Origin of the sequence: Photorhabdus hainanensis, assembly GCF_018448965.1 — a bacterium.
Lineage (GTDB): Bacteria > Pseudomonadota > Gammaproteobacteria > Enterobacterales > Enterobacteriaceae > Photorhabdus > Photorhabdus akhurstii.
In genome coordinates this window covers 62629-88382 of record NZ_RCWD01000010.1, presented here as the reverse complement: position 1 = coordinate 88382, position 25754 = coordinate 62629, and the positions used below count along the sequence as shown (strand labels likewise).

Below are 25754 nucleotides of genomic sequence, written 5' to 3'. Positions count from 1 at the left end.
TTATATTGTTTCGACAATCGGAATTGCGATGTCAGTGAGGGATGGAATAATAAAAGCGCGTTGGTCAGTAGCCATGGGCAGGAGTTCATTGCGATGTATCTGATAAGCCCGGATTCCAAGATTACAGGCTACGTCAATAGAATATGGAGAATCATCAATAAGCGTGACCTCTTTTGGGATACGTTCTTCAATGAGAGACAAAAACAACTCCTCTCGAGTCTGATCTTGTTTTTGCCTTACTATGCTTTGCTGATTAAGTGTTATGCTTTCCTTACGTAGCATATCGTCTAATAGGGAAGATGCATTTTGTGATGCCGTATAAAATTTAATCTCTTGAGACGACAATTCTACTCGCTTTAAAAGTCGTACTGCATCATCGAAAAGCCGAGCGTATACAGAAAGCCTAAGAAATTCAGCCTGTTTGATTTCCGCAAGCATACCTATGTTGCCATTGTTTAATCTATCCGGACCCGAAAGCAATCCAGCCTTTTTTAAATCCAAAAGGCGGGAAGCACCTTCTAATCGAGGTCGTCCTGCGATATTGGCAAGATATTCTTCATGAGTAAGCTCCGTTAGCCCGAACTTATGAGCAGCGTTACACCAGGCTTCGTAGTGCGGAGTATCAATGAGTGTCCCGTCGAGATCAATCAATAGAAGTGTCTGCATTTTTGCTCCATTATTTTTAAGAGTTTTACATACTCTTGCCCATAATTATGTTTGCGATCCGAGAAGTTGAATCCATTACCTTGTCATCAGTGAAAGCTATACGTCCTCCATTGCTTTCAACAAATATTCGTTCTGCATTCAGTCTTAAATCTGTACTAGTGCCATAATCCGCACCTTTAAAAAACACATGAGGACGAAGAGCTGAGAGAATACGTTCGGCGGTAGGTGAATCACTCACTATTACATGATGGCAGTAGCGAACCGATGCCATAAATTTGGCACGATGATAATCGGAAAAAATGGGGCGCTCAGAACCTTTGTTGACATACTTATCAGCGGTAATTGACACGAAAAGACGATCAACCAACAAATTGGCTTGTCGTAAATGGTGTATGTGACCAATATGGACGATATCAAAGCATCCGTGGCACAATCCAATTGTCAGGCCATCTTTTCGGTAACTCTCGGCAAGAACTTTTAACTCAGTAACGCTGTTCAAAACGGTCATGTCAATGCTTCCTATGAAATAAGATATTTTGCCATTATGTTTAGATGTTCAGATTTCCCCCAATAATCTGGAATTTGTCCGACTATTTGGAATCCATTACGAAGATGAAAGAGATATGCGGCGCGCTCTTTGTCAATGTTACCAATATCTAGACACAAGTATTTTTTCCTGAGACTTAATGCGAATGCCTCAATTTCTCTATAGAGCAACGAAGCAACACCGTATCGACGATAATTTTGATCAACAACTAACCAGTCGGCCCAAAGAACATACTTTGATGGTATTGCTCCCAAACTACATCCCATTGTCCCGATAACCACCTCACCTTCAGTTGCAACAAACCGAATCTCCTCTTGATGCGGGTTTTCTAATTCACGTATGAATTGAATACTCGCAGGTTGGGTTAGATCATCCTCTGAACCAATTTGTGCTATGAGTTTAAGAATCGCTTCCATATCAGAGATGTTAAAACGTCGAATAAGAATTGCGTGCGCACTTTTAATTGTCATGGTATTCCAGCCTAGTCAGAGCAGAATCCAATCGATCACACGCGCTATCGATCATTTCGGCAGTATGCAAAGCAGACAACGTCACAGGTTCTGGACAATATATTAGAGGTAATAGAAATCCGTATAACTTATATTCTGTTGACAACAAGCGGAATAATTTATGTGCGAATTTCACAGGGTAGGTATTTTCTATATCTTTCATTGTTTTTGGGCGCACTGAAGACCCGATATGAACCCCAACTCTTCCGCCATAGCCATCAATATGACAGGGAATATTGTGTTGCTTAAAAATTTCTCTCATATTTTTTATGAGTTGGCTTTCTAAATTTGCAACATGTTGATAGAGGATGCCAGCTTCTAAGTGCTCGAGAACAGCCAAAGCAGCAGAAACCGACAGATATCTTCCCGTATTTGTGCCACTTATCTGTACAGGCCCACGCGGAGCGATCATATCCATATATTCAGCCTTACCAGCAATTCCAGCTATCGGCATTCCAGCACCAAATGCCTTACCATAAGTCGCTATATCCGGAATGACCCCATAGTCTTGTTGGGCACCACCAATATTTGCCCTAAATCCTGTTAACACCTCGTCAAAGATAAGTAATGCTTTATGTTTTGTCGCAAGTGTACGCAGGTTTTGCAGAAATCCCTCATCTGGTTTGATACAACCGATATTCAGAGCCACTGGTTCTAGAATGATGCCAGCCACATCACCAGAATATGTTTCAAATGCTTTCTGCACTGCATTTAGGTCATTCCATGTCAATGGCACAGTTAATTGACCTAATTCGGCAGGAATACCGGTAGTACCTTCAAGACGTTCTAGCTCACCATTTGCAAAAACAACACCACTTCGTGGAGAGGAATCTATATTCCATGTAAGAGTATCATTTAAGCCATGAAAGTGACCTTCAAATTTAAAAATAATGCGTTTACCTGTTACGGCTCGAGCTATTCTAGTCGCATACATAGTGGCTTCTAGCCCTGAATTTACAAGACGTAATTTTTCTGCGCACGGTACCACAGAGCAGAAGCGTTCACTCAACAATTGATGTTCTTCAGTTTCATATTGTTGAAGAAAACCACGTGATAGTGCATGAGTAATGGCCTTTCGTATAACAGAGCTATCATGACCAAGAAAACATGAACCCCATCCCATGATATAATCATCGTACCATTCACCCGATAATAGCTGTATCCTAGGACCAGAAGCGTTGCGAATTTGTATTGATCCAATAACAGACAAATGGTTCCAACCAGCCAATACGTTACCTACACGTGTTTCGTTAATTTTTGTCATCATAATTCCTCATAAACACCCCTAAACAAACTATTCCAAATAGAGATTTCATGTAATTAAATAAGGCTTCATAATTATTAAAATTTATGAAACTCTTCTTCCTAACGCTAATGGAAGTAAATTAATTAGCTATTATTTCAGTATGCTATTTAATATTTCTAATTTACTATTTGGTTCACTACCTTAGCTCCAATTTTTATTCACTTATGAATGGACATGATTTCTTTAAAAAACAGCAAGTATTAATATAATAACCTCAAAGGAATAAATAAGTTTTCATAATTATGCTCCACCTCCAACCAGCCCTTGTGTACTAAGACATACTGCTTTCTCATCTAAGAAGTCCGTAGAATCATATAGAACATCTTGATGCAATCAGAAATATCGTTTCTGGCCTCTTCTCGCATTGAGTAAACTTTCCGCTAAATACAATTCCGTTTCAGCGACAGGAAAAAATTCTCGGTAACCACACTATCATGGCAGTTACCACATCTACTCATGCTACTTTCCAGTTTTAGAATTTCTTTCAGGTCATTGTTAAATTTCAGATCAGATTTGTCCATAATGAATGCCTTAAGTCTTAGTGAATTTATTCCGGCAATCATGCCAATTTTTGATCATCTATAATAAATGATCAGGCTTAAAGCGGCTACAATTCCGCTTCACAGCTAACAGCTAACAGCTAACAGCTAACAGCTAACAGCTAACAGCTAACAGCTAACAGCTATTTAGAGAAAAATTACTTTCAAAAAAAACACTACCGCAAATTTATATGCATGAATGCAATATAAGTATAACATTTATCACAAGTTTATTTTTCTACCTTTAATTTAAATTAAAGTCAAACTTAAACAAATATGAACTGTTTTTTTTGAGATACAGATCAAATAAAATTTAAATAAGTGAATATTATTTAATGTTAATTACGAGTTCTATTATTTATTTTTCATAAAAACATGCTACATCAGTAAATTAATTTAACTTTCCCATCATTAGTAACAAATAAAGAAACATTTTCTCGAAAAAATAAATAATTTAACATTTCATACCAAACAACTTACCATAACACTTATGTCCTTTTATTTTTCCCGACTAGGTGTCAAGATACTGTCTCCATAAATTTATTCACTTTTCATAATAATTACCACATGTAACAACACGGGTGTTCACGATTAACGATTTCGCTTAATAAAATCAGATAAAAATATCATAGCAATGTAGATATCATTTATCATGTAAGCCCACTATGGGAAACCGAAACATATTTAAGGGAATATATCTAGCAACACTGTTTTTTAGACATTGTTTATTAAGGAAAATAAATCAATATATAATATTCATAAAATGCGATAAAAACATGGTGATTTATGAGTTGATCCTAATATTCCAATCCTCAATTACTGATTTAATTTATTTATCTTTAATCATAACCACCCGCATAGCGGGTGGTTTGCTCTAGCCCTATAAGGCATATTACCGACTGCGCCTAAATGACGCCCTTTCTCTTCGTTCAAGCTAAGTGTCTTTGCTTCTTTGGCTTACCCCTTGAAGGGGTCTTCATGCTCTCGTGTACTTAACTTATCCTGCATTAAATCTGACTTTTCTTGCTCTCTGATGTATTTTCGGATTGTGGCTTCATTTAGCCCTACCGTACTCACGTAGTATCCTTATGACCAAAACTTCCTATTGCCAAACTTGTATTTTAAATTGGCGTGCTTATCAAATATCATCAATGCGCTTTTACCTTTTAGATATCCCATAAAACTTGAAACACTTATTTTAGGTGGGATACTCACCAGTATATGGACATGATCTGGCATGAGATGCCCTTCGATGATTGCTACTCCTTTATACTGACAAAGGTCTCGTAAAATCTCACCTATACTCGAACGGATACGGGTAAAATGACTTTTCGTCTGTATTTCGGCGAAAAGACGATGTGGTATTTGCACAGCCACTTTGTATGTGCTGAGCTTTGTGCTTTAATGCCCATAAACACCTTTCCTTATTTGAGTTACGTATATTAGCTTGAACATCTATATCGTAACGGAAAGGTGTTTTTCTTGGTATAACCCTTGATTTCCACCCGCATAGCGGGGGGTTTTATGTTTAAGAAGCTGACGCTACTTAAACTGGCTAAAGCCATAATGAAAAATAACGGGCCAAATAGCCCGTTTTTATTTTACTTCAAATAATAGCGGCTGACTTGCCGAGCTTTCAGCCAGTGATTAACCTTATCATATTCAGCTTGCATCTCACGGCTCCGCGCTTTTAGCGGTGTGAGATTGAGATACATCTGGAACATTGATTGTTGCTTGTTTTGCAATTTAGGATCAGCGCCTGACTTCAAGAATATCAGCACCAATTCCGGCGAATTAATTTTGGCTGCAATATGTAACGGAGTATCTCCAATCCGATTAGCCTGATTGGGATTAGCACCGGCGGCCAACAGTAATTCAATCTGCATTCTTCTTCCTACCTGAACCGCAACATGTAAAGGCGTTGCTAAGGTTATGGGATGTATAATATTCACATCCGGCACAACTGATAATAAAGATTTAAGATAATCAGGGTTGTTGATTTTTGCAGCCGTATGTAAAGCACTTTCTTGTTGCAAACCAGGTTGAGTAGGATCAGCTCCCTCTTTCAGCAAATTATTAACATCATCCATTCGCTGATTGAATATAGCCCATTGTAACGGAGTTATATTTTCTTCACTCCGCTGACAATCCAGTTCCAATTCAGGCTCAATTACTTCGCCAACTTTCATCGCGCCTCTCTTTAATTATGCGGAAACATTCAGCTCCAGTTCATCAAGCATGACTAGAGATTCTCCTTGCTGTTCATCATTTAAAGACGACCAAGGTTTGTATATTGTTAATAATTCCAACATCTTTTTAAGAGAATGTGCTTTTAGTCCACGTATCAGATTATGAGGAAACCCTTGATCTGATTCTCCTGAATTATCATTATATTTCAGTAAGATTTTATGTCCTATCGGCTGAGATACGGGCAGTTTCTGTTGTAATACATCAAGCAAATCATGTTCCACAACATAATGACGTACCAATCCATTTTCAGCGATAGCCCTACCCTCTTGGGGTGAAAAACCCAAATTTTTCATCATATTGTCAGAAACACCGGCTGAATTAAATATTACCGCAGGCTTTCCAATTGATAATGCGGCTGTCGCTGCTAATCCCCCTCCCAAAGAGTGCCCAGTAAATAATAAGTTTTCGCCAAATGCCATTCTGGCGGCACGAGCTAAATCAATGGCTTGATGATATTGAGCTTCATCAAATCCAAAACCTTGTCGTAAATTAGTTAATATATCCTTCAAATCATTAGTGCCCACAAAAGCAACTATATAGAGATCATCTTTCCGATAAATACCTGCCTGAAAACCCGTTGTTTCATCCCTTAAATTTGCCGGTTCTATTCCTGCCTTTAATAATTCATCATCAGAAAGACGAACATAATCACCTATTCCCATAGTGGTGCGTATGTAGACATCATCAGAAATTAAGGTCAACATATAATCAATTTCATGAGATTGCTTACCCCTAATTTGTTCAGACTTAATTCCTGTGATTGACTTTAAATTAATGTTAATACTCTGCTCATTAATTAATGATTGATAGACTCTATTATTTTGTTTAGTTGTTTCCGAGAGGGAAAAAACTTCAGTGGTCGCTTTTTTAATATTCTGGTCTGGAACAGAAGACGGTGTAACACGTTGAAGATTATTTAAAACGGGAAAACTTGAATCGACTGATAGATTCATTTCAATTGATAAACTCATAAAATTCCCCTAAAGATAGCTGAAAATAATCGACTATTTAATTAGTACAACTCATCTATCGGCAGGGAATGCCATAAAGTTAAATTAATGTTTAAATTATGTTAACAAAATTAATCAACTGTGATTCTTCTCTCTGATAACAGAGAAATTTCTACCTATTATTTGTCAATAAATAGCCAGAAAAGAGTCAAAGTGAACTGACTGCTTACAACAAGTATTGTTTTGGTTTCATACGATATTCAAACGATCCAGCTTATCCTTAGCTACAATCTGGCCCTTCACGGTATTGAATATCCGTAATCATTTCTATCTCTACATTCGCATAATAAACCAAATTATCAATGAGTTACCTCGGTTATTTGGTCAGGCTGATATGTCGCATTCCTATCTATTCACACAAATGAGGATACTATTGATTCAGAACAGTTAATTTCATATAGTTACTATAAAACATATTGCTACCTTATGTTTTAAATAAGTTTCTATAGCTAACCACAAAGCAATTCTTTGGATAAACTTTCAAAAATACTTTACAACATTGAAATAGTTATCAAGAATTTAGTTTTAGTGTGCATCAAAGGTTTTCCTCTGATTTTGTAATCGGTAAGCTAACATCCATTTGGTAATCTATAAAAAGGATTTACTATGTCCGCACCTCTCACATGGCACGACGTAATCGGTAACGAGAAAAAACAACCCTATTTTCTCGACACACTGACCTATGTCGCAAAAGAACGTCAGGCAGGTAAAACCATTTATCCGCCACAACAGGATGTATTTAATGCATTCCGCTACACCGAGTTGGCTGATATTAAGGTGGTGATACTTGGGCAAGACCCTTACCACGGCCCCAATCAGGCACATGGCCTCTCTTTTTCTGTACAACCGGGTATTCCCGCGCCACCTTCGCTGGTGAATATGTACAAAGAGCTGACATCCGATATACCTGACTTCCAGCATCCAAATCACGGTTGCCTAGTCAGTTGGGCTAAACAAGGGGTGTTACTACTCAATACCGTACTTACCGTAGAACGTGGTAATGCACACTCCCACGCGAATCTGGGGTGGGAAACTTTCACTGATAAAGTCATTGCCGCTATCAATGAGCACCGTTCAGGCGTCGTTTTTCTGCTTTGGGGTTCCCATGCTCAGAAAAAAGGCTACTTTATTGATGCTAATAAACACCACGTTCTCAAAGCACCCCATCCATCTCCACTATCTGCCCACCGAGGGTTCTTTGGCTGCAAACATTTTTCAAAGGCCAATGCATTACTAGAAAAACAAGGCATCGCGCCAATTAACTGGACACCTGAGTTGCCACAATAAAAAAATGCCGCCCCTGTTGGAGCGGCATTGATACTTATTACTAAACTAAAACCACTACTAAACTAAAATTACTTCGATACGGCTACCATTGCCGGGCGCAACAAACGGCCGTTTAAGGTATACCCTTTCTGCATGACCATCATGACATGATTTGGTTCATGCTGATCGGATTCCATCATGGTCATGGCCTGATGAATTTCAGGATTAAAAGGAACATTTGTGTCGCCAACAACTTCAATACCAAATTTACCCACAGCCCCAAGGAAAGACTTCAACGTCAGCTCGATGCCTTCAATCATAGGTGCTATTTCGGTATTAGTACGATCTGCTGCTTCCAAAGCGCGCTCAAGATTGTCAATCACTGGTAACAGTTCATTGGCAAATCTTTCTAACGCAAACTTATGGGCTTTTTCTACATCTTGCTCAGTACGACGACGGATATTTTCAACTTCAGCCTTAGCACGCAAAATGGCATCACGTTCACGCTGTTGCGCCTGCTTGAGCTGTTCTTCCAGCTCTGCGACACGCGGATCAACAACGCTTTCAGTCTCTGATGCTTCTGCTTTATCCGCACTGTTTTGCTGTTCAGATACAACTTCCATATCTTCCGAGACTTGCTCGTCAGGCATTTTTTGTTCTTTACTACTCATGAATATCTCCGCGTATTTGGCATTAATCTCGCTACTTAGCCTATTATGGGGATCTAAACTGGGGATTCAAGGGAACCCGCCGTATTGTGAGGATAAAACCTCTTGCTAGAAGGAAATTACAACGATGAATAAAAAATTCAAATGCATAGGTATTGTTGGTCACCCTCGCCACCCAGAAGCGCTTGCTACTCATGAGATGCTTTATCATTGGTTAAAATCCAAAGGTTACTCTGTCATTATTGATCGTCAAGTTGCCAAAGACATCGGTTTAAAAGACGCACGAACTGGCGGTCTGACCGAAATTGGTCAACAAGCTGATTTAGCTGTCGTTGTTGGTGGTGACGGCAATATGTTGGGCGCCGCCCGGGTCCTCTCCCGTTATGACATTAAAGTCATTGGCATTAACCGAGGCAATCTGGGCTTTCTGACAGACTTAGATCCTGATAATGCCCTACAGCAACTTTCTGAAGTATTAGATGGCGAATATCGGAATGAGCACCGCTTTCTGCTAGAAGCCCAAGTCAGAAGAAACGGCCAGAAACCCCGTATCAGTACCGCAATCAACGAAGTCGTACTCCATCCGGGGAAAGTGGCCCATATGATTGAATTCGAAGTCTATATCGATGAACGTTTTGCCTTTTCCCAACGTTCTGACGGACTCATTATCGCAACGCCAACAGGTTCCACAGCTTATTCGCTTTCCGCGGGTGGGCCTATTCTGACACCTAACCTGAACGCTATCGTCCTGGTACCGATGTTTCCACATACATTATCTTCCCGGCCATTGGTTATCAGTAGCGAAAGTAACATAAGGTTGAAATTCTCCCAAAATAGCAACGACTATGAAGTCAGTTGCGATAGCCAAATCGTTCTACCTATACAGGATGGAGAAGATGTGATTATTAGCCGCAGCAAACAGAAGCTCAATCTCATTCACCCTAAAGACTATAATTATTTCAATACATTAAGTACAAAACTAAGCTGGTCTAAAAAAATGTTCTAAAAAATTAGGTTTCACCTCTTTACTGTATAAAAAACCAGTTTATACTGTATGAAGATACAGAGGTGTTTTTATACACAGGAGAAGTGTGATGCTCACCCAGTTAACCATTAACAATTTTGCCATTGTTCGTGAGCTTGAAATCGACTTCCAGCCAGGAATGACAGCCATCACAGGTGAAACTGGCGCAGGTAAATCCATCGCAATTGATGCACTAGGTTTATGTCTGGGTAATCGTGGCGAGGCCAATATGGTGCGTAATGGGGCTTCTCGTGCTGATATTTGCGCCCGATTTTCTCTTTCTGATACGCCCTCTGCTCGTCAATGGTTAGAAGAACACCAACTTGATGACAGCAATGAATGCTTACTACGCCGCACAATAACGTCAGATGGCCGTTCCAGAGGCTTTATCAATGGCACTGCCGTACCGCTTTCCCAATTACGTGAACTAGGCACCCATCTTATTCAAATTCATGGTCAACACGCTCACCAATTACTATTGAATAATGGTCACCAAAAACGCCTGCTTGATACTTATGCTAATCAATCCAATCTACAAAATGAAATGAAACAAGCATATCAACAATGGCACCAAAGCTGTCAGGATCTTGCTCGATTCCAGCAACAGGCGCTTGAACGCCAATCTCGTCAGCAGTTGCTGGAATATCACTTAAAAGAACTTAATGAGTTGGCGCCGCAACCAGGTGAATATCAGGAACAAGATAATGAATATAAACGGCTAGCAAACCGAGGTCAGTTACTCTCTGTCAGCCAAACCGCACTCCAGCTACTAAGTGATAACGATGAACAAAATATTATCAGCCTGCTGAATTACGCTAAACACGAGCTGGCAGAACTCATCACTATGGATGATAAATTCAACCAGTTACTCACTATGCTGGAAGAAGCATCCATTCAAATTAATGAAGTCAGTGATGAACTCCGCCACTACGGTGACCAACTGGATATGGACCCAAATCGTCTCTTTGAACTGGAACAGAAAATTTCACAACAAATTAGGGTGGCCCGTAAACATCACGTTGCCCCAGAAGAGCTTCCTTCGCTACATCAACAATTATTGGAAGAGCAGCAATCACTGGCACAGCAAGAAGATGACTGCACCCACCTTAGTGAACAGGTTAATAAACACCATAAACAGGCATTGGAAGTCGCAGAAAGATTGCATCTGGTTCGCCAACAATATGCAAAAGAATTAAGTAAGCTCATTACTCACAGTATGCATCAACTCGCTATGCCTCATGGCCGCTTTACTATCGATGTCTCTTTTGCACCTGAACACCTGAACGCCGATGGTTCAGATAAAGTTGAATTTAATGTCACCACTAACCCTGGTCAGCCACACCAATCTCTGGCAAAAGTCGCTTCAGGCGGTGAGCTTTCCCGTATTGCGCTGGCAATTCAGGTTATAACGGCTAAGAAAATGGAAACATCCGCCTTAATTTTCGATGAAGTGGATGTCGGTATCAGCGGCCCGACAGCCGCAATCGTCGGCCGTCTGTTACGTGAATTAGGCGAATCCACACAGGTTATGTGCGTCACTCACCTGCCCCAAGTAGCCGGTTGTGGACACCAACATTTTTATGTCAGTAAACAGACTGACGGTGAAGAAACTGAAACTCAAATGCAATTGCTGGATAAAAAAGCCAGATTACAAGAGCTGGCGCGGCTTCTCGCGGGCAGTGAAGTGACAAAAAATACCCTGGCGAATGCCAAAGAGCTGCTAGCAGCATAATTTGATACAACTTTTGCGTAGATTTAAGGTCATAGTAAAGCTTGTATACCCTATGGATTTCAAGATGCATCACGACGGCAAGGGAGCGCAGCCAACAAGGAGGCAACTTGAAAGATAACGGGTATAAAGGTTTTCAATTTCGTCAAGGTCTATTATTATCAACACCCTGACTCCTAAAGGAATGTAATTACCATGCGCTGTAAAATGTTGACTGCCGCTGCTGTATCATTTGTCATGCTGACCGCGGGTTGCTCTACGTTGGAACGGGCTGTTTACCGCCCTGACATTAATCAGGGGAACTACCTAACACCGACTAGTGTATCAAAAATTCACAAGGGAATGACCCAGCAACAGGTAGCTTACACATTAGGAACACCAATGTTACAAGACCCGTTTGGAACTCAAACGTGGTTTTACGTATTTCGTCAGCAACCTGGGCACGAAAAAGTGACTCAGCAAACGCTGACACTGACATTTGACAGTAATGGTGTACTGACTGACATTAAAAACGAAAATTCACTTACCGAAGATCTTCAATAACCAAAGAAATATAGACAGTCAGTCAAAAAAATAGATGACTGACTGTCTATAATAATCATTGAGCATTATTTTTAGCCCGTTCAGCACGCTTACGACGCATTTCTTTTGGATCAGCCAATAATGGGCGGTAAATTTCCACCCTATCACCCTCTTCCAAAATATCCGTCAACTTAACAGGACGGCTATAAACTCCAATCTTATTCTTTTGCAGATCAATATCATTACGCAAAGTCAGCAAACCTGATGCAACTATTGCCTGCTCAACAGTTGCGCCTTGAGCCAATTTCACCGTACGCAGATATTGGCGATCAGGCAATGCATACACAACTTCGACATTGATATCAGACACGATAAACCTCGCGTGCACGCAGAGTAAAAGCCTGCACCATACCCCCGGCCAGTTCCTTAAAAATCTTACCGAAGGCCAATTCAATCAGCTTATTAGTGAATTCGAAATCAAGTTGTAACTCAACTTTACAGGCATCTTCACTCAGAGGGATGAACCGCCAACCTCCCATTAACTTACGAAAAGGCCCGTCGACCAGTTGCATATTAATGCTTTGGTTATCGGCCAGAATATTCCGGGTAACAAAAGTCTTACTTATACCCGCTTTCGAAACATCGACTGACGCAGTCATTTCGTTATTGCTAACACTCAGTACCCGACTGCCGACACATCCCGGCAAAAAATCCGGGTAAGAACCGATATCATTGACCAATTTGTACATTTGTTCCACGCTGTATGGTACTAACGCAGAGCGACTAATCTGTGGCATATCATTTCCTGTAAGGCTTAATTGTAGCGAATAATATCACCTATACGCGATCAAAGAAAAATCTGTCAGCGTATAATGCAATAAACACTCATTAATCAGCAAATATGTGCGGGAAAAGATTTCTTTCACCAAAGCATTCAGTATAATGCATACACTATGACAAAGAAAAAAGCACACAAACCCGGTTCGGCAACCATTGCCATGAATAGACGAGCTCGTCACGAATACTTCATTGAAGAAGAATTTGAAGCGGGTCTCTCGTTACAAGGATGGGAAGTCAAATCACTGCGCGCTGGTAAAGCCAACATCAGCGACAGTTACGTTTTGCTCAAAGATGGAGACGCTTATCTTTTTGGCGCCACCATCACCCCGTTAAATGTAGCTTCTTCCCATGTCGTCTGTGATCCAATGCGTTCACGCAAACTCTTACTTAATCAGCGCGAACTTGACTCATTATATGGTCGAGTCAATCGTGATGGTTATACCGTTGTTGCCTTATCTCTTTATTGGAAAAACGCCTGGTGCAAAATCAAGATTGGCGTAGCAAAAGGCAAAAAGGCGCACGACAAACGTTCGGACATTAAAGAACGTGAATGGAAATTAGACAAAGCGCGTATTATGAAGAATGCTGGGCGATAAATTCTGGCATTATAGTTTAGTATTCTGATATACTTGCTTTTAAGACACTTGGGGCTGATTCTGGATTCGACGGGATTCGCGAAACCCAAGGTGCATGCCGAGGGGCGGTTGGCCTCGTAAAAAGCCGCAAAAAAATAGTCGCAAACGACGAAAAATACGCACTGGCAGCTTAATAACCTGCGCAGAGCCCTCTCTCCCTAGCCTCCGCTCTTAGGACGGGGATCAAGAGAGGTCAAACCCAAAAGAGATCGCGTGGATGCCTTGCCTGGGGTTGAAGCGTTAAATTTAATCAGGCTAGTTTGTTAGTGGCGTGTCTGTCCGCAGCTGGCAAGCGAATGTAAAGATTAGACTAAGCATGTAGTACCAAGGATGTAGGAATTTCGGACGCGGGTTCAACTCCCGCCAGCTCCACCAATTTAGTAGGGACAGTGATAGGACAATAGCTTTAAAAACAGTGAGTTAGCAAAGTTGATTGGACACTGACCGGACAATGAAGGGACACAAAAGGATACGCAAAGGAGCCGCGGAGCTTTTGGAAAAACCAACCATGATTAGGTTGGTTTTTTTATGTCTGTAGCACAGCAAACTAGGTGTAAATACTACGCATTAAAATAGGGCTAACACCTCTTTTATAATGCATAGTGCAAAATAAAATGCCTCACTAGATCTCTACCTCATAGGGCATTATTCATAAATCCAGCACCTGATACCGTCAACTTTTGACGCATGCATGTAACCCAACTTCATATAGCAATCGCCTTAGTGATAGATATTTTTGGTGTGGCATATCCTATGTTCATGTCACTTAAGCGGTCATTTTATTTACTAATGTCACCCTACCGGCAAAATGGCTATACTATGATGTGTCGATAAATAGTTTATATTTGTGGAGTAATTTTGAAACGTATACCGCCAGAATTGTTTAAGTCTGAAATGAAACGAAAAGGCTGGACGCGCCGCGAACTGGCTATACGGTGGGGCAAATCAGAAACATGGATCAGCAAAATAGTGAATAATATAGAACGGGATCAACACTGGAATGACGCCCTCAATGGACTACCTGAAAACGAAAAGCCTAGGTAAACTATAGGTCACATTTTTATTGCAGAAAGGTGACCTATAGTTCATAATTCAACATTGAGAGACTATTTTCACTGACGCAGAGCTACCGGGCGGGCACCCGATAACCCTGCTTACCACAACTAACTATATAAGGTAGTTAATTATGGCTAAACGCGATAATAAAACAATTCGCCGAATTTCCCAAGCTGAACGTTTTGGCAAGGTAGCTAAAAACGGCATTTCTTTAAAAGGAAAATGGTTACAGGAGGCGGGATTTACCTTCGGAATGCCACTAAAAATCCGGGTGATGCCGGACTGTATTGTTATTACAGCCCAGAACACCCAGGAACTCTGGCAATGCCTGGAAGGACTGAGCATTGAGCCATTTAACCCCAGTGCTGCTATTGATTGGATTAAGTATTATCCTGGTGGGTTGATGATTACCTAATAGACTAAAACATAAATGGACTACACCTTTAAATGTTGGATGGTTATCCAACATTTTGAGGACGATTCAGTCAGAGTAGTGCAAAAAAGCCATATTTGATTAGACTTATCTAAACGTTCAATTGGCCCTGATTCCATTATTCTAAGGGTTTTTCGGGCCAGTTAATATCTGACGCTGAATTAACATCAATGCGGTTCAATAATACTCTATATTTTTTTAACTCTGCTAACAGCGATTTTTCCTCATCACTCGACATCCCCAAATCTACAGCATCTTGTAACGGAGCGATCTGTTTACTTACAGTGAACATAAGTTGCTGTTTCTTATGTTCTGCTTGTTGTTGCTGTTCCCGTCTAAGCTTTATTTTATCACTTTCTGATATTATCCACTTTTCACTATCCCATTTGTGATAAACAGACGGTGCTTGCTTTGTAAGAATTGGATAACCCTCTTTATCACTGACGATAGCAAACCCGCGTGATTGACCGTCAAGCAATTCATTGTGTTTTTCTACTGTTATTTCAACACACTCTTCATGAGCTTCATTATAAAAAACACATTCTTTTCTGGAGAAATAGACCATTTATACCCCCCAAAATAATATATGTACAACTTTGCCTGGATTCTCATCATTGTTGGGAGTACCTGCTTGATATTCAAATGTCGATAGTGTTGCATTACGTACTAATGTGTGGCCAGTTGATGTATTGATACTCGACATACTTGCAACATAGCCAAAAAGCTTATTTTTAAAAGAAATTGGATAATTTACCTTTATCCATGATTGTTGAGCTGATGGGACTTTAACCCATTGAATAATTACCCCCGTATCTCCACATTGCCACCAACCATTTTCGGATTTTATAGCTGTATTTTGTAATGCAAGAGTACCACTTCTCTCAGGCGTTAATATATTGTAACGCCGCTGATTCTTGGGATCGTCAGAATAGATATGCAACAATTTCCCTTCAGAACCGTTAATTCCCAATATATATCCATCTTTCGATTTGAAACGCAATTTAGGAAAAGGAGTTTTACTGTCAATCAGTAAATTGCCAACGGTTGCGGTTTTATTGCTAGAAATGCGTAAGAAAGTATTATCACTCTCAGATTTAGCATAACTTCCCACATCCCCAGCATTCAGACTAATATCCCCGATCAACGGCTTCCCGTTAATTTTCCGGCTATTCGGCACCGCCCCTTTAGCCAACTCCACCATTTCCGATAAACCGATATTTTTTACAAATTCAGTTTTATTGAAAACATCAGCGCCATTTTGATTTTTAGCGAGCTTATTATTGGCATTATCATTCACATCAGAAACAAGTTTCTGAGTTGCTGCAAGGGTATTACTGTTACCTGTCTTGTCTGTAAGTTGGGTGATGCCTTTTTCTGTGAGTGTGGCGCCAGGAATAAAATCTTGAGTTGCAATCTCTCCCAGTCCCAAATTATTACGCGCTGTCGCTTTGTTATTAATATCAGATAAATTATTAGCTTTCTGTAGAAATAACCCATTAGGATCTGCTAGTAGATTTTTCCAACCGGAAACTGATGTACTATCCGGATCTGTATTGTTATTTTCTACCCCATTCCACCAAATTTTACTTCCATCAGAACTGGCAACAATGGCCCCTTTAGGATAACCATCAATGGCAGCACTAAAGTCAGCATTATACGAATACAAGCCACCAGACATTGAATAACGTATTGCGGTAGTAATATCATTCAATATCCCGTTCATATCCTTGCCGGATGGAGGAACTCCACCAGCAGATATTGCAGTCATCGTTAACGGGGGAAAACCGCTCTGATACGTAGCGATACCTTTCGCCAGACTGCTTTCAGTAGATTTTGTTGCAATTTCGTTATAGTTACCATCTTTTGCGAACGGAACCGTAATAAGAGTGGGTTTTTCAGTTGATTTCATTTGTTGGTATCCTTTGAACGATTGCGACACTGACACCAACCGGGTAAGGCAGTGCTCCCGATGTTTGAACAATTGCTAATTCTGCTGTTGATAGCTGAAATTCAAATACATAACTCATCTTCATATTTCCATCATCAGTGATATATGCACGTCCGCTATCGTTAAACATATAAACAAGCATTCTGTTGATGTTTGGTATAGTGCAGTCAGATATATTTGACATGGCTTTCATCATAATTAGCTTTCGGTACATCTGATCTGATAGCTCAATAGTTTTTGTTTTTGACTCCCCGGAATAAAATGGTGCTTGGTCAAATGGATTTGGATCTGTCGTTGTCGGAACATTCAGTAAAGCTTCACCAAAACCTATATATTTTACATTTTCATTAACAGTCAGCCGCCTGCTGACATTCACTATTTTTCCCCACACATCCAACCCGTAAGTGTTTGCTGTATCAATATTCCAAATCAGATCATAAAATGTATTAATAAATTCAAAAGAGGAAACAGCGGCATTGAAACTTCGAATAAGTGAGTTGAGTTTTGGACTAGCGGCATACTGAGCAAGAATAGTTGCTCCCACATTTTCCATTTATGAACCTACTAATTTCACAGATATATTATCAACGTCAAGCGTTGGGATTTCATCAATACCAAAACTAATTGATGTTGAATAAGTAATACCGTCACGGCTAAGCGTAATATTGTAAATATCAACACTCGATGTATCTATGTTATAAACGCCTGAATAATATCTACCAGCAAATAATGTAGATGCTATTCTTGCTCGGGTTCCACCGTCTTCTCCGTTAAATGCTTGCGCTATAGCTGACTGAACCTGTGTTTCAATATCAGCAGGAAGGTAATCGCTATTAGCAAGTGAGACGTCAACATAGACACGAATGGGCGCTGGTATCACATATTTAATTTCATATTCGGGGTAAGGCTGAACATAGTTTTCATCATCCACAATTGTGTGAGTTGTATTTCCGTTCGTAGGAATACCTGGAGGCTTTTTCTTCCAGATTACTCTAGCGACATCCTCAGTCTTTCCCCCATACACAGCACTATAAATAGAGTTTGGCACCATTCTGTATTTTGATACCCCGACCGTTTTTACTACCGATGTATCATTTGAAATAACGTATGCGTCTGCCACACCATTTACTTCTAATACTGCGGCATAAATGGCATGTAATGAGTTTGTCGCATTTTTAGCAACAGATTGTTTACGACGATACTCAAAATTAGCGCGGGTTTCTTCATCAGTACCAGGTACGCCAGCACTCGCATTACTGATACCAGACCAGCCGGGCACCGAGCTATAAATCGTGTTCAAGTCATCAATTTGGCATGCTAACGGCCCTGATGTTGAGTTTTGGAAAACAACATCAACAGAGCCGCTGTCCGGGATCTTAACCTCTGTTATTGAATGATAAAGATACCCTTTTTTATCTTGAGCAATACTACCAATTGGAATAACTGTATTAACTAACCCAGTGCATGTTGCTGTTACCGTTGTTCCCGATGCTGGAATTCGATCTAAAAAATAAATTCGTCCGATAGCATCTTGAAAACGTCCGGTTGCATAATCCGGATTAATTTGATTGACGATAGCAAGTAACTGATCGTTCTTGTCAGCAATGATAGCCGCATCACTCATGGCTATTTGACCTTGCGGTGTTGTTAAGCTCGTACTCATTGCACCACCCATTGCTGTAGCCAAATCATTTAACCGCCCATTTAAAATATCAACCTCGTCGGGCACAGTTAGACCCGTCTTTGTAAAGGTTACACCTGGAACACTTGTTGTCAGTACTACAGAGTTAGTCATCAGAAATTTACCACCGTTGATTGATTGTTCGAGTCCGTTATTGTCATCATGCCCGTAATAGTTATCTCCTTCCCATTTATAGCTTTACAAGTGGCAGACTGAGCATAAGGTAACTTCATTGCTTCTTGTTGCATTTTGCTGTTGATTAGCTGAGTTCCCGGCCAATGTCCCAAAATTCGCTGGTAATAAGGAATACCCAATTTTGTGTCATACCAGCACTCCCCCAGATATGTACTACAGGCACAAGCGACATCCTGCGCTACAGAATAGGGATTATCAGTAATGGCGATATTTCCAGAATCATCTAACGTTAAATCCCATGACGCGGTATCAAGCAGAAGTGAACGTGTTTGCATTTTCGTACCTTATAGAAATAAAAAAACCGCAATTAAGCGGCCAGATATGAAAAAAACCGTACTAGACGGTTTAGTTATTATCTCTGAAATCCTGAGCTATTCTTGCCAGATAACTCATTATCTTGGGATTTCTAGCTTTTCCATGAGCATCAGGATGCATTATCGCCAATAAGGAATATTTGTTTTCTTCCAAGAGACCTTGAACATATACTAGACAAGCATCATTTTCTGGGCTATTTGATTTACACGTTCTATAATACTGAACCCTATTTGTAGGGAATGAATCAGGCGGAAAGCAAAGATGAATATGCATCATACATGATTTATATGCTGCTTCTGGCTGAGTGTAAGCAACATCCCTACCAAAATAATCAGGGACTTCTCCGGTTTCTTTATAGTGTTTAAAATCTTGCAGAATAGCCTGTTCAAGATCTGGATGCTTTAGGAAGACGTCATCAAAAAAATCTTTCCTCGTATACTCGTTTATTGATACATCCACTTGTTCCATTTATCACCCAGTAAATGAAAAATTCCCAGACTCAATCTTTTTGGTTGTATAAGCAGCCAATTCTGATAGAGCAGCTTTATTTATATCGCTTTTATAAATCTTAGGCAAAGTAAATAATTGACGAGAAAAATCATTAAGACGAGTTATCTCAAATCTGGCCTTTGCTATAGATTTCAGATACATCCTCATTTCTTGTTTTTCTTCATCGGATCGATCTTGCTTCAACATAGCTTTGAGCCCCTGCTCAAATCCTCTCATTGTGGTTTCGCAAGCCTTATTAATTTCTATATCGTTTTGAAGCAAAATACCACGAATTTGACTTTCATCAAGGCTTAGGAGATTTAAATAATATTGGCTAATTTCATTAGCTAATGAATCAACAATCTCTCTTCTTTCTTGATATTGAGTTTTCAAATCATCCAGACTACAGATAGTTTCACCTACTTTAAAGCTAAGCATACTACAACCGTCCCTCGAATCCACATAACCAGCAGAGAATGAAGGAACCGACAGCACTCCTCCGAATAAAACTACTGCTAAACAATTCCTTAGTGATAGATTCATGACGTTCTACCTTATCAAATAGTTTGTTATAGTGAGTGACAAACAGTCATAATGTGTCACTATGTATCATATTAAACCACTATTCTGAACCTTACAACCATGCAGTAAATGACAATTAGCCACCTATGTAAGCCTTATTCCAGAAGATAACGAACGTTAAAAGCAAGATTTAGAAAAATAGCATCACATTGACATCATTTTGTCATGAGTGTCATACGTCTGATGAAAATACGCAACAATATTGTACTGTAAGCCGAAGATGACTTTATCCACCAACACGACTGGGGTTTATAGGTTCTTGAACCGTTCGATTCTATATTTTTCCCGCTGCTTTTAACGCGTTGTAGCTAGGAAGATAACGTTTTGGATTAACGATACATAGCTGCTGAAAAACGGATGCCCCCCCTTCCCCCCGCGACAACATTGCTTCATCACGATTCTCATAGTAATACCGGATAATATTCATTACTTGTTTCTCTTTTAGCATCAATTTTTTTCCTTGATTTACAGCATCTTCCTTTTGAGCTTTATATACCGGGCTTTCAGTCGAGTAACTTCCTGTTTGTAACAGGACCTCTTCTGCGAGGGTGGACGGATCTATATAGTTAAGCCCTGCACTCGCGGCATACTGCTGTAATATAGACTGGGACATACACATAGCGGATATCTTTTCTTGCCGAGAAGTGTCACTGTTTTTTGCTCCGGCGCTAAACACGCAGGCAAACAAAGCTCCTGCGACAATAATATTTGATGTTAGATTTCTATACATATTTTTACTCTGGACTGTTGGTTTTCGAACCACCAGATTCAACACCACCATGCACATGTGATGAAAGTTTAACCCCATTTCCTGTAATTTCGCCCTTCGCTGTTACGGTACTGCCGAATATTGCATTTCCACCGTTACCGCCACCACCTTGAATAACCGCACCATTTAATATAATAGATGGTGAGTTCATTGTGATTGAATTTGATGAAGTCATTTCCGTTGTCGGAGCGACTACGTTAATTTTATTCGGTGAAACAATATTTACCTGATTATCTACGAATTCAACATATTGTTGTGGTTCTGCATTTAAAACGCCCCCCAGGTAAATTGCATCTGAATAATTGTGCGTTCTTTTTGAGCCCGGCAACGCCGGCGCTTTTGTTGCTCTGACGCTGCTAATGTCACGATCACAGATAGCAATTAAACCAATATCACCAACCACTGGATTCATAATGACAGCACTGTTACCACGCTGAAGGCGAAATACTGGAACATTATAGATTATTCCATTCTCGATTTTTCTCCCTGTTCCCGTCATATTATGTACCATCGGCTTTACATCTACGGTTTTCCCGTTCGATTTAATAATAAGGCCCAAAGTGATAAAAACATGCTGACTAAGAAACCGCCTCATGACAAAATCAAAAGCATTCGTTTCACTGTTTATGTCCGTTGGTTTTGTTGTCAGCTTCCCCATTGTTTTTATCCTCTGTTTTCACTGGAATGCCACTAAAAAATGTATGCCACTGACCACTATCAAGCCAGGAGGTAAGATAGTGTTCCGCCCCTGTTATCAGATAAGTGCCGCTAGCGTTCGGCAAAGAGGTTTCTATTTGTATCTTACGACCTAAAATAATCTCATTACTGAAAAGAGTAGTTGCTGTTATTCCCACGCCAGTAAATATGGGATAGCCAATTAGCCCATATTCTGGAGACGTAAACAGCAGTTTTTCAACTTTCGGTTGACCATGAGGCCAAATAGTCACTTTATCAATCCCGAAGTCAGTGTCTATATCTAGCGCATTTGCCGCCTGTTGGATTTGATTGACAACATTTCCTGTATAATGAGGATTGGAGATAACACCTGTGGCGCCATAATTTTCAACCGTCAGATCCGCTTTTTTAGCCATTCCAGTAATAATATCGACAATATCCACATCTCCCGATGCAGTGAACGGTTCAACGTCCTTTGCTCTTAGGCCAAACATCACACTAGCTGTTATCGTCAGGGGAATATCGGGTAACTGATTAAAATCCGCACAAGCATCACTGATAAAACCCTCAAATATAGCATGACCATCCGCCCATACACGCATTAAGTTGAATTTCGCACTACCAATCCAGATCCCGCGATAACTCAACGTTGCCATTTGGCTGGTTGTTAAGCCCCAGATTTGTAATGTTATTTGTGTCCCTGATATGCCGCCCCACTCCACCATGTTGACATAAACACGTGCATTGTCGATAGTCAGTATATACCGCTATCATCAAATGTCTTGCCGTCAACTAGCTGAAATTCAACTTTGATATTGTGTTGTTTGTACGTCACTGAGTCACCTCGCCTGGAAAAAGGTAATATAATTTGTAGCGTTGCCCTAACCCTTCCCAGTGAGGATCAGATGAGCCGTTTAAATCAGCAAAAAACAATTCGCCGGAAAATCGAAGATAGGAGTAACGGACAATTTTATTGCAGTTGAGGCACACAACTCCCTGTAACACAGGTTTATCATTGACGGTTAAATCCATATATAAACCTGTGCTACGTTGATTGAGACGTATCATGCATGACTGCTCATTCAAGGTCACAGTGAATTCCTGAGCTTTGACCGCTCTGAGTGCTATTTCAATCACGTTAATTTCCCTGATAATTCTTTTACTGCTTTAATGAGTTGATCCGCAGAACTCACCACGGCGCTATTTAGTGGCCCCGTCACTATCTCCATAGCTGACGTGAAACCGGACGAAACCGAATCGGCAACTTTCGCTGTCGCACTGAAAATCGACTCCTTCAATCCGGTCAGGGCTTTTTTAACATCAGATAATGTGGCGTGTTTTGTTGAGCCTGTTGATTGTTCGGTATTTTTACTTGGGCCTTTCGCCGTCTCATTCTTTGTTGTATTCGACTTGTTAGCAACATTGCTGCTCATTTTCACTTCGGCAATGTCTTGTACAGCCTGGAAAACTGCAGTCACAATCAGTAAGGTAACACCATTATCCTGCCTTATTCGAAAATCGTACTTAATCAAATCATAACTTGTGTACGTAGTATCAGGTGTTTCAATGTCGTAAATTTCAGCACTGGATACCATCTTATCTAACGCTTCAAGAACATCGGAACGGGACGTCAGGGTGAGGTTTGTTAAGTTAGGCACGGAACCAGAAAAACCAGTCCACCCCTCAAACGAAAATGTCACATGGACTTCACCGGGCCGCTGCACTTTGTTATATGATGTATAGCCGCCTTTCTCTATCGGCGCAGTGGTGATTGACGCCTCTCGTGTGACTTCTACTGCAATGAATGACGTGGGCGTAAACGGCTTATCACCCACTCTCTGCCCGGATGCATAATAAATACCATATCCAGGAGATATCATACTGTTAACGGTAGATAACAGGTTGCCGCTACGGAACGCGCTAAGTACCGTGGTCTGATTGAGAGAAAACTCCATTATCCAGTCACCCCCGTTGAATAGTTTGTTGCCAGCGTTGATCCACCTATTTTCTGCCGTGCATCGTTAACCACGCCTTTTACGTTGTTAGCGTTAGAGCTGACTTGAATAGTTCCGATGTGATAACTCTCAGAAACAGAGGAGGTACGGTTGTTATTTACCGTATTCGAATAACGCTGAGCGGCCACATGAGCCCCCAGTTGTGGCATATTCGCCAATACCTTTGGGATATAATCGCGGGTTTCTTTTGGCGCAGCGCCCAATCCTTTCCGTATAACATTTCCCTGTCCCCAGTTATAAGCCGCCAGTGCTTTACTCAAATCTCCGTCAAACATTCTCATTAGCTGAGATAAATATTTTGCCGCGGCTTCCGAAGATTTTACCGGATCAAAAACATCATCATCCATTAACCCAAAATGTTTGGCTGTACCTGGCATAAACTGGAATAAGCCCTTGGCACCTGCTTTAGACACAGCATACTGATTGCCTCCCGATTCCGTCATGGCAACACTACGTAACAAACCCTCCGGTAACCCGAACTGCTGCTCAAGTTGTGCTAATTTTGGTGATAGCCAACCCAGTAATTTCATGCCGGTAATGTTCGGTGACATTTCAGCGGCTGCGACTTGAGGAACGAGCGAATCAATCAGTTTATTAATTGAATCGGTCAGCTTATCTAACGCGGCTTTTAACCAATTATTGCTGTATTCTAGCCGCTGTTGTCGTTCATCCTCGGCCCGAATGATACGGTCATTTTCGCTGCGCTTTTCTTCCTTTTTGACCTCTTTGACTACGGTCGTATCTGGCTTAGAGGTTTTACCATCCAGTTTTGCCTGATAGGCTTCATACTCTTTTTTACTAAAAAAGGGTGTCCAGTCGCTTGCCAGATACAATCCATATGAATCCAGTATATTTTTTGTCTCTTGCCCAACAATCGAAGTCGCGACTGACTCCACAGGATCATATAACGCATACCCGATAGCGCCGTATATCCCGGCTTTCCCTATAGCCCCTTTGCCTGACAATCCGCCGCTACCTTTCCCCATTTTCAGCATGGACGAAGCCACGCGATAAATTCCCCATAACCACCCCGCAAACTTCAACCCGATCAGACCAATGATGACATTACCCCAACCGCCTACCGCATCCGCGGCCTGATTAGCGACTGAAATAATAAAACTCATCTTATCGAGAAAACCACTGACCGCTTTTTTAATCTCTTCTGGGTGCTTATTCATCCAATCAGCTAAGTTTTTTAGCCATATATTGAAATCATTGATATATGGTAAAAGGGCATTAAACAGAATGTAGCCTGTTTTCTCAAAACTCTGGCTTATCTCTGTCCACTGTTCACGAAAACGACGCGCGGCGGCAACAGATTTATCATCCACACCCGAACTGGCTGTAAATTTATTCACATCTTTGAGTGCGTGGCCGGATGAGAACCACTGTTGCGCGGCGTACCCGAACCCAAGTTCACCACCGTAAGCTTGCTGTTGATCTTTATTAAGCCTGGGAAAAACACCAGTCAGCTTACGCATGATGGATTCGGTGCTTTCTGAGGCAATATCAATATCCACACCCGCTTGTGATGCCGTTTTTAACAGTGTCTCAAGAGCCGGATCAAGCGTAACACCTGATTTTAGTCGGGCTTTAGCATCATTAATGCGTGAAAATGCCCCCACAATCTCATTTGCGCTGACACCAAATGCTTGACCTGCTTTTGTCCAGCCATCAAGCGCTTTAGCCGACATGCCGAACGCATCAGCGACAGTACTTAACTGATTGAGATTGCCGGTAAAGCTGGTCACAAAACTTTTCAGTCCACCGAGTGAGACCGAGACACCCGTCAAAGCCAAGATCTGGCTCTTTATGCTGGAAAAGAAAGAGGAAGCTTTCTTTCCTGCCGCCTCCATTTCTTTTGCCACTTTTTCGGTTTTCTTACCGGTTTTGTCTAATGATTTGCTGGTTTTCTTTTCACCATCATTAAACGAGTCAATCAGTTTTTGCATAACCTGAGCCAACCCACCGATCCCGGCAATCACCGTGGTTTCACCTGCGCTAAATTCAGCCGCATCAAGCCCCAGCGTTATAACAAGTTCATCTATAATGTTTGCCATCAGTTTTTACCCTGCTGTAAAACGT

The 25754-nt window shown here is 40.8% G+C and carries 28 protein-coding genes, 1 other RNA gene and 1 pseudogene; 7 read left to right on the top strand and 23 right to left on the bottom strand.

What is annotated here, in order from left to right:
• From EAE92_RS08455 to EAE92_RS08425, 7 genes and pseudogenes are all read right to left on the bottom strand, one after another.
• A complete protein-coding gene (locus tag EAE92_RS08455; protein WP_214067752.1) occupies positions 1 to 666 on the bottom strand; it encodes an HAD family hydrolase in 666 nt (221 codons plus the stop codon).
• 25 nt (positions 667 to 691) lie between these two features.
• Positions 692 to 1174: an adenylyltransferase/cytidyltransferase family protein gene (locus tag EAE92_RS08450; RefSeq protein ID WP_214067751.1), complete on the bottom strand. Its 483-nt coding sequence runs from the start codon at positions 1172 to 1174 to the stop codon at positions 692 to 694.
• Positions 1175 to 1185: 11 nt separating this feature from the next.
• On the bottom strand, positions 1186 to 1683 hold the full coding sequence (locus EAE92_RS08445) for a GNAT family N-acetyltransferase (RefSeq protein ID WP_214067750.1): 498 nt from the start codon (positions 1681 to 1683) through the stop codon (positions 1186 to 1188).
• Entirely contained in the window at positions 1673 to 2989 is a 1317-nt protein-coding gene (locus EAE92_RS08440) for an aspartate aminotransferase family protein (protein WP_214067749.1), read from the bottom strand. Before EAE92_RS08440 ends, EAE92_RS08445 begins: the two co-directional genes overlap by 11 nt.
• Positions 2990 to 4524: 1535 nt before the next feature.
• Positions 4525 to 4979 (bottom strand): annotated as a pseudogene (gene tnpA / locus EAE92_RS08435) (IS200/IS605 family transposase).
• A 189-nt stretch (positions 4980 to 5168) separates the two neighbouring features.
• Positions 5169 to 5756: an ankyrin repeat domain-containing protein gene (locus tag EAE92_RS08430; protein WP_214067748.1), complete on the bottom strand. Its 588-nt coding sequence runs from the start codon at positions 5754 to 5756 to the stop codon at positions 5169 to 5171.
• A 15-nt stretch (positions 5757 to 5771) separates the two neighbouring features.
• Complete coding sequence (locus EAE92_RS08425; RefSeq protein WP_214067747.1) at positions 5772 to 6788, bottom strand: Tle-like phospholipase domain-containing protein; 1017 nt, start codon at positions 6786 to 6788, stop codon at positions 5772 to 5774.
• 645 nt (positions 6789 to 7433) lie between these two features.
• On the opposite strand from EAE92_RS08425, the gene ung reads away from it, so the two are divergent.
• On the top strand, positions 7434 to 8114 hold the full coding sequence (ung, locus tag EAE92_RS08420; RefSeq protein WP_036810497.1) for a uracil-DNA glycosylase: 681 nt from the start codon (positions 7434 to 7436) through the stop codon (positions 8112 to 8114).
• 68 nt (positions 8115 to 8182) lie between these two features.
• Here the strand turns inward: ung and grpE are convergent, their stop codons facing one another.
• A complete protein-coding gene (gene grpE, locus EAE92_RS08415; protein WP_036810500.1) occupies positions 8183 to 8764 on the bottom strand; it encodes a nucleotide exchange factor GrpE in 582 nt (193 codons plus the stop codon).
• A gap of 124 nt (positions 8765 to 8888) precedes the next feature.
• On the opposite strand from grpE, the gene nadK reads away from it, so the two are divergent.
• The 3 genes from nadK (at position 8889) to bamE (ending at position 12057) form a co-directional block, all read left to right on the top strand.
• On the top strand, positions 8889 to 9767 hold the full coding sequence (gene nadK / locus EAE92_RS08410) for an NAD(+) kinase (RefSeq protein WP_214067746.1): 879 nt from the start codon (positions 8889 to 8891) through the stop codon (positions 9765 to 9767).
• Between the two features lie 88 nt (positions 9768 to 9855).
• Positions 9856 to 11517: a DNA repair protein RecN gene (gene recN, locus EAE92_RS08405; protein ID WP_214067745.1), complete on the top strand. Its 1662-nt coding sequence runs from the start codon at positions 9856 to 9858 to the stop codon at positions 11515 to 11517.
• Positions 11518 to 11709: 192 nt separating this feature from the next.
• Positions 11710 to 12057, top strand: coding sequence for an outer membrane protein assembly factor BamE (gene bamE, locus EAE92_RS08400; RefSeq protein WP_011147559.1), 348 nt, complete (start codon positions 11710 to 11712; stop codon positions 12055 to 12057).
• A 55-nt stretch (positions 12058 to 12112) separates the two neighbouring features.
• On the opposite strand, the gene EAE92_RS08395 is transcribed toward bamE, so the two are convergent.
• Both EAE92_RS08395 and EAE92_RS08390 read right to left on the bottom strand, forming a co-directional pair.
• Positions 12113 to 12406 carry an RnfH family protein gene (locus EAE92_RS08395; protein ID WP_036810509.1) on the bottom strand — a complete coding sequence of 98 codons (294 nt, stop codon included), beginning with the start codon at positions 12404 to 12406 and terminating at the stop codon, positions 12113 to 12115.
• A complete protein-coding gene (locus EAE92_RS08390) occupies positions 12399 to 12833 on the bottom strand; it encodes a type II toxin-antitoxin system RatA family toxin (protein ID WP_214067744.1) in 435 nt (144 codons plus the stop codon). The genes EAE92_RS08395 and EAE92_RS08390 overlap by 8 nt, the downstream gene beginning before the upstream one ends.
• A gap of 156 nt (positions 12834 to 12989) precedes the next feature.
• Between EAE92_RS08390 and smpB the strand changes: the two genes are divergently transcribed.
• The 3 genes from smpB (at position 12990) to EAE92_RS08375 (ending at position 14982) form a co-directional block, all read left to right on the top strand.
• Complete coding sequence (gene smpB / locus EAE92_RS08385; protein WP_040149389.1) at positions 12990 to 13472, top strand: SsrA-binding protein SmpB; 483 nt, start codon at positions 12990 to 12992, stop codon at positions 13470 to 13472.
• 50 nt (positions 13473 to 13522) lie between these two features.
• Positions 13523 to 13886, top strand: a transfer-messenger RNA (tmRNA) gene (gene ssrA / locus EAE92_RS08380).
• Between the two features lie 811 nt (positions 13887 to 14697).
• Positions 14698 to 14982: a SymE family type I addiction module toxin gene (locus EAE92_RS08375; RefSeq protein WP_011147564.1), complete on the top strand. Its 285-nt coding sequence runs from the start codon at positions 14698 to 14700 to the stop codon at positions 14980 to 14982.
• Positions 14983 to 15118: 136 nt separating this feature from the next.
• On the opposite strand, the gene EAE92_RS08370 is transcribed toward EAE92_RS08375, so the two are convergent.
• The 13 genes from EAE92_RS08370 to EAE92_RS08310 all read right to left on the bottom strand — a co-directional run bounded on the left by EAE92_RS08370 (position 15119) and on the right by EAE92_RS08310 (position 25729).
• A complete protein-coding gene (locus EAE92_RS08370; protein ID WP_105397921.1) occupies positions 15119 to 15565 on the bottom strand; it encodes a tail fiber assembly protein in 447 nt (148 codons plus the stop codon).
• On the bottom strand, positions 15566 to 16909 hold the full coding sequence (locus tag EAE92_RS08365) for a phage tail protein (protein ID WP_052739437.1): 1344 nt from the start codon (positions 16907 to 16909) through the stop codon (positions 15566 to 15568). It lies immediately after the preceding gene.
• The gene (locus EAE92_RS08360) at positions 16896 to 17501 is read right to left on the bottom strand and encodes a DUF2612 domain-containing protein (RefSeq protein WP_040149385.1); all 606 of its coding nucleotides are present in this window, start codon (positions 17499 to 17501) and stop codon (positions 16896 to 16898) included. The genes EAE92_RS08365 and EAE92_RS08360 overlap by 14 nt, the downstream gene beginning before the upstream one ends.
• On the bottom strand, positions 17502 to 18743 hold the full coding sequence (locus tag EAE92_RS08355; RefSeq protein WP_214067743.1) for a baseplate J/gp47 family protein: 1242 nt from the start codon (positions 18741 to 18743) through the stop codon (positions 17502 to 17504).
• The gene (locus EAE92_RS08350) at positions 18743 to 19099 is read right to left on the bottom strand and encodes a contractile injection system sheath initiator (protein ID WP_214067742.1); all 357 of its coding nucleotides are present in this window, start codon (positions 19097 to 19099) and stop codon (positions 18743 to 18745) included. Before EAE92_RS08350 ends, EAE92_RS08355 begins: the two co-directional genes overlap by 1 nt.
• Positions 19100 to 19169: 70 nt before the next feature.
• Positions 19170 to 19607, bottom strand: coding sequence for a type II toxin-antitoxin system YafO family toxin (locus tag EAE92_RS08345; protein WP_036777850.1), 438 nt, complete (start codon positions 19605 to 19607; stop codon positions 19170 to 19172).
• A 3-nt stretch (positions 19608 to 19610) separates the two neighbouring features.
• A complete protein-coding gene (locus tag EAE92_RS08340; protein WP_214067741.1) occupies positions 19611 to 20171 on the bottom strand; it encodes a hypothetical protein in 561 nt (186 codons plus the stop codon).
• 313 nt (positions 20172 to 20484) lie between these two features.
• Positions 20485 to 20940, bottom strand: coding sequence for a hypothetical protein (locus EAE92_RS08335; protein WP_214067740.1), 456 nt, complete (start codon positions 20938 to 20940; stop codon positions 20485 to 20487).
• A gap of 4 nt (positions 20941 to 20944) precedes the next feature.
• Positions 20945 to 21637 carry a Gp138 family membrane-puncturing spike protein gene (locus EAE92_RS08330; protein ID WP_054480100.1) on the bottom strand — a complete coding sequence of 231 codons (693 nt, stop codon included), beginning with the start codon at positions 21635 to 21637 and terminating at the stop codon, positions 20945 to 20947.
• Positions 21597 to 22379: a baseplate hub protein gene (locus EAE92_RS08325; protein ID WP_246545092.1), complete on the bottom strand. Its 783-nt coding sequence runs from the start codon at positions 22377 to 22379 to the stop codon at positions 21597 to 21599. Before EAE92_RS08325 ends, EAE92_RS08330 begins: the two co-directional genes overlap by 41 nt.
• A gap of 106 nt (positions 22380 to 22485) precedes the next feature.
• A complete protein-coding gene (locus EAE92_RS08320) occupies positions 22486 to 22791 on the bottom strand; it encodes a phage baseplate plug family protein (protein ID WP_054480098.1) in 306 nt (101 codons plus the stop codon).
• Complete coding sequence (locus EAE92_RS08315) at positions 22788 to 23609, bottom strand: phage baseplate protein (protein WP_214067739.1); 822 nt, start codon at positions 23607 to 23609, stop codon at positions 22788 to 22790. The genes EAE92_RS08320 and EAE92_RS08315 overlap by 4 nt, the downstream gene beginning before the upstream one ends.
• Positions 23609 to 25729: a lytic transglycosylase domain-containing protein gene (locus EAE92_RS08310; RefSeq protein ID WP_214067738.1), complete on the bottom strand. Its 2121-nt coding sequence runs from the start codon at positions 25727 to 25729 to the stop codon at positions 23609 to 23611. The genes EAE92_RS08315 and EAE92_RS08310 overlap by 1 nt, the downstream gene beginning before the upstream one ends.
• Between the last annotated feature and the right edge of the window lie 25 nt (positions 25730 to 25754).

Bases quoted from the DNA above. Each gene is read 5' to 3' on its own strand.
- EAE92_RS08455 (WP_214067752.1), bottom strand. From the start codon at position 666: ATGCAGACACTTCTATTGATTGATCTCGACGGGACACTCATTGATACT.
- EAE92_RS08450 (WP_214067751.1), bottom strand. From the start codon at position 1,174: ATGACCGTTTTGAACAGCGTTACTGAGTTAAAAGTTCTTGCCGAGAGT.
- EAE92_RS08445 (WP_214067750.1), bottom strand. From the start codon at position 1,683: ATGACAATTAAAAGTGCGCACGCAATTCTTATTCGACGTTTTAACATC.
- EAE92_RS08440 (WP_214067749.1), bottom strand. From the start codon at position 2,989: ATGATGACAAAAATTAACGAAACACGTGTAGGTAACGTATTGGCTGGT.
- EAE92_RS08430 (WP_214067748.1), bottom strand. From the start codon at position 5,756: ATGAAAGTTGGCGAAGTAATTGAGCCTGAATTGGAACTGGATTGTCAG.
- EAE92_RS08425 (WP_214067747.1), bottom strand. From the start codon at position 6,788: ATGAGTTTATCAATTGAAATGAATCTATCAGTCGATTCAAGTTTTCCC.
- ung (WP_036810497.1), top strand. From the start codon at position 7,434: ATGTCCGCACCTCTCACATGGCACGACGTAATCGGTAACGAGAAAAAA.
- grpE (WP_036810500.1), bottom strand. From the start codon at position 8,764: ATGAGTAGTAAAGAACAAAAAATGCCTGACGAGCAAGTCTCGGAAGAT.
- nadK (WP_214067746.1), top strand. From the start codon at position 8,889: ATGAATAAAAAATTCAAATGCATAGGTATTGTTGGTCACCCTCGCCAC.
- recN (WP_214067745.1), top strand. From the start codon at position 9,856: ATGCTCACCCAGTTAACCATTAACAATTTTGCCATTGTTCGTGAGCTT.
- bamE (WP_011147559.1), top strand. From the start codon at position 11,710: ATGCGCTGTAAAATGTTGACTGCCGCTGCTGTATCATTTGTCATGCTG.
- EAE92_RS08390 (WP_214067744.1), bottom strand. From the start codon at position 12,833: ATGCCACAGATTAGTCGCTCTGCGTTAGTACCATACAGCGTGGAACAA.
- smpB (WP_040149389.1), top strand. From the start codon at position 12,990: ATGACAAAGAAAAAAGCACACAAACCCGGTTCGGCAACCATTGCCATG.
- EAE92_RS08375 (WP_011147564.1), top strand. From the start codon at position 14,698: ATGGCTAAACGCGATAATAAAACAATTCGCCGAATTTCCCAAGCTGAA.
- EAE92_RS08370 (WP_105397921.1), bottom strand. From the start codon at position 15,565: ATGGTCTATTTCTCCAGAAAAGAATGTGTTTTTTATAATGAAGCTCAT.
- EAE92_RS08365 (WP_052739437.1), bottom strand. From the start codon at position 16,909: ATGAAATCAACTGAAAAACCCACTCTTATTACGGTTCCGTTCGCAAAA.
- EAE92_RS08360 (WP_040149385.1), bottom strand. From the start codon at position 17,501: ATGGAAAATGTGGGAGCAACTATTCTTGCTCAGTATGCCGCTAGTCCA.
- EAE92_RS08355 (WP_214067743.1), bottom strand. From the start codon at position 18,743: ATGACTAACTCTGTAGTACTGACAACAAGTGTTCCAGGTGTAACCTTT.
- EAE92_RS08350 (WP_214067742.1), bottom strand. From the start codon at position 19,099: ATGCAAACACGTTCACTTCTGCTTGATACCGCGTCATGGGATTTAACG.
- EAE92_RS08345 (WP_036777850.1), bottom strand. From the start codon at position 19,607: ATGGAACAAGTGGATGTATCAATAAACGAGTATACGAGGAAAGATTTT.
- EAE92_RS08340 (WP_214067741.1), bottom strand. From the start codon at position 20,171: ATGAATCTATCACTAAGGAATTGTTTAGCAGTAGTTTTATTCGGAGGA.
- EAE92_RS08335 (WP_214067740.1), bottom strand. From the start codon at position 20,940: ATGTATAGAAATCTAACATCAAATATTATTGTCGCAGGAGCTTTGTTT.
- EAE92_RS08330 (WP_054480100.1), bottom strand. From the start codon at position 21,637: ATGGGGAAGCTGACAACAAAACCAACGGACATAAACAGTGAAACGAAT.
- EAE92_RS08325 (WP_246545092.1), bottom strand. From the start codon at position 22,379: ATGGTGGAGTGGGGCGGCATATCAGGGACACAAATAACATTACAAATC.
- EAE92_RS08315 (WP_214067739.1), bottom strand. From the start codon at position 23,609: ATGGAGTTTTCTCTCAATCAGACCACGGTACTTAGCGCGTTCCGTAGC.
- EAE92_RS08310 (WP_214067738.1), bottom strand. From the start codon at position 25,729: ATGGCAAACATTATAGATGAACTTGTTATAACGCTGGGGCTTGATGCG.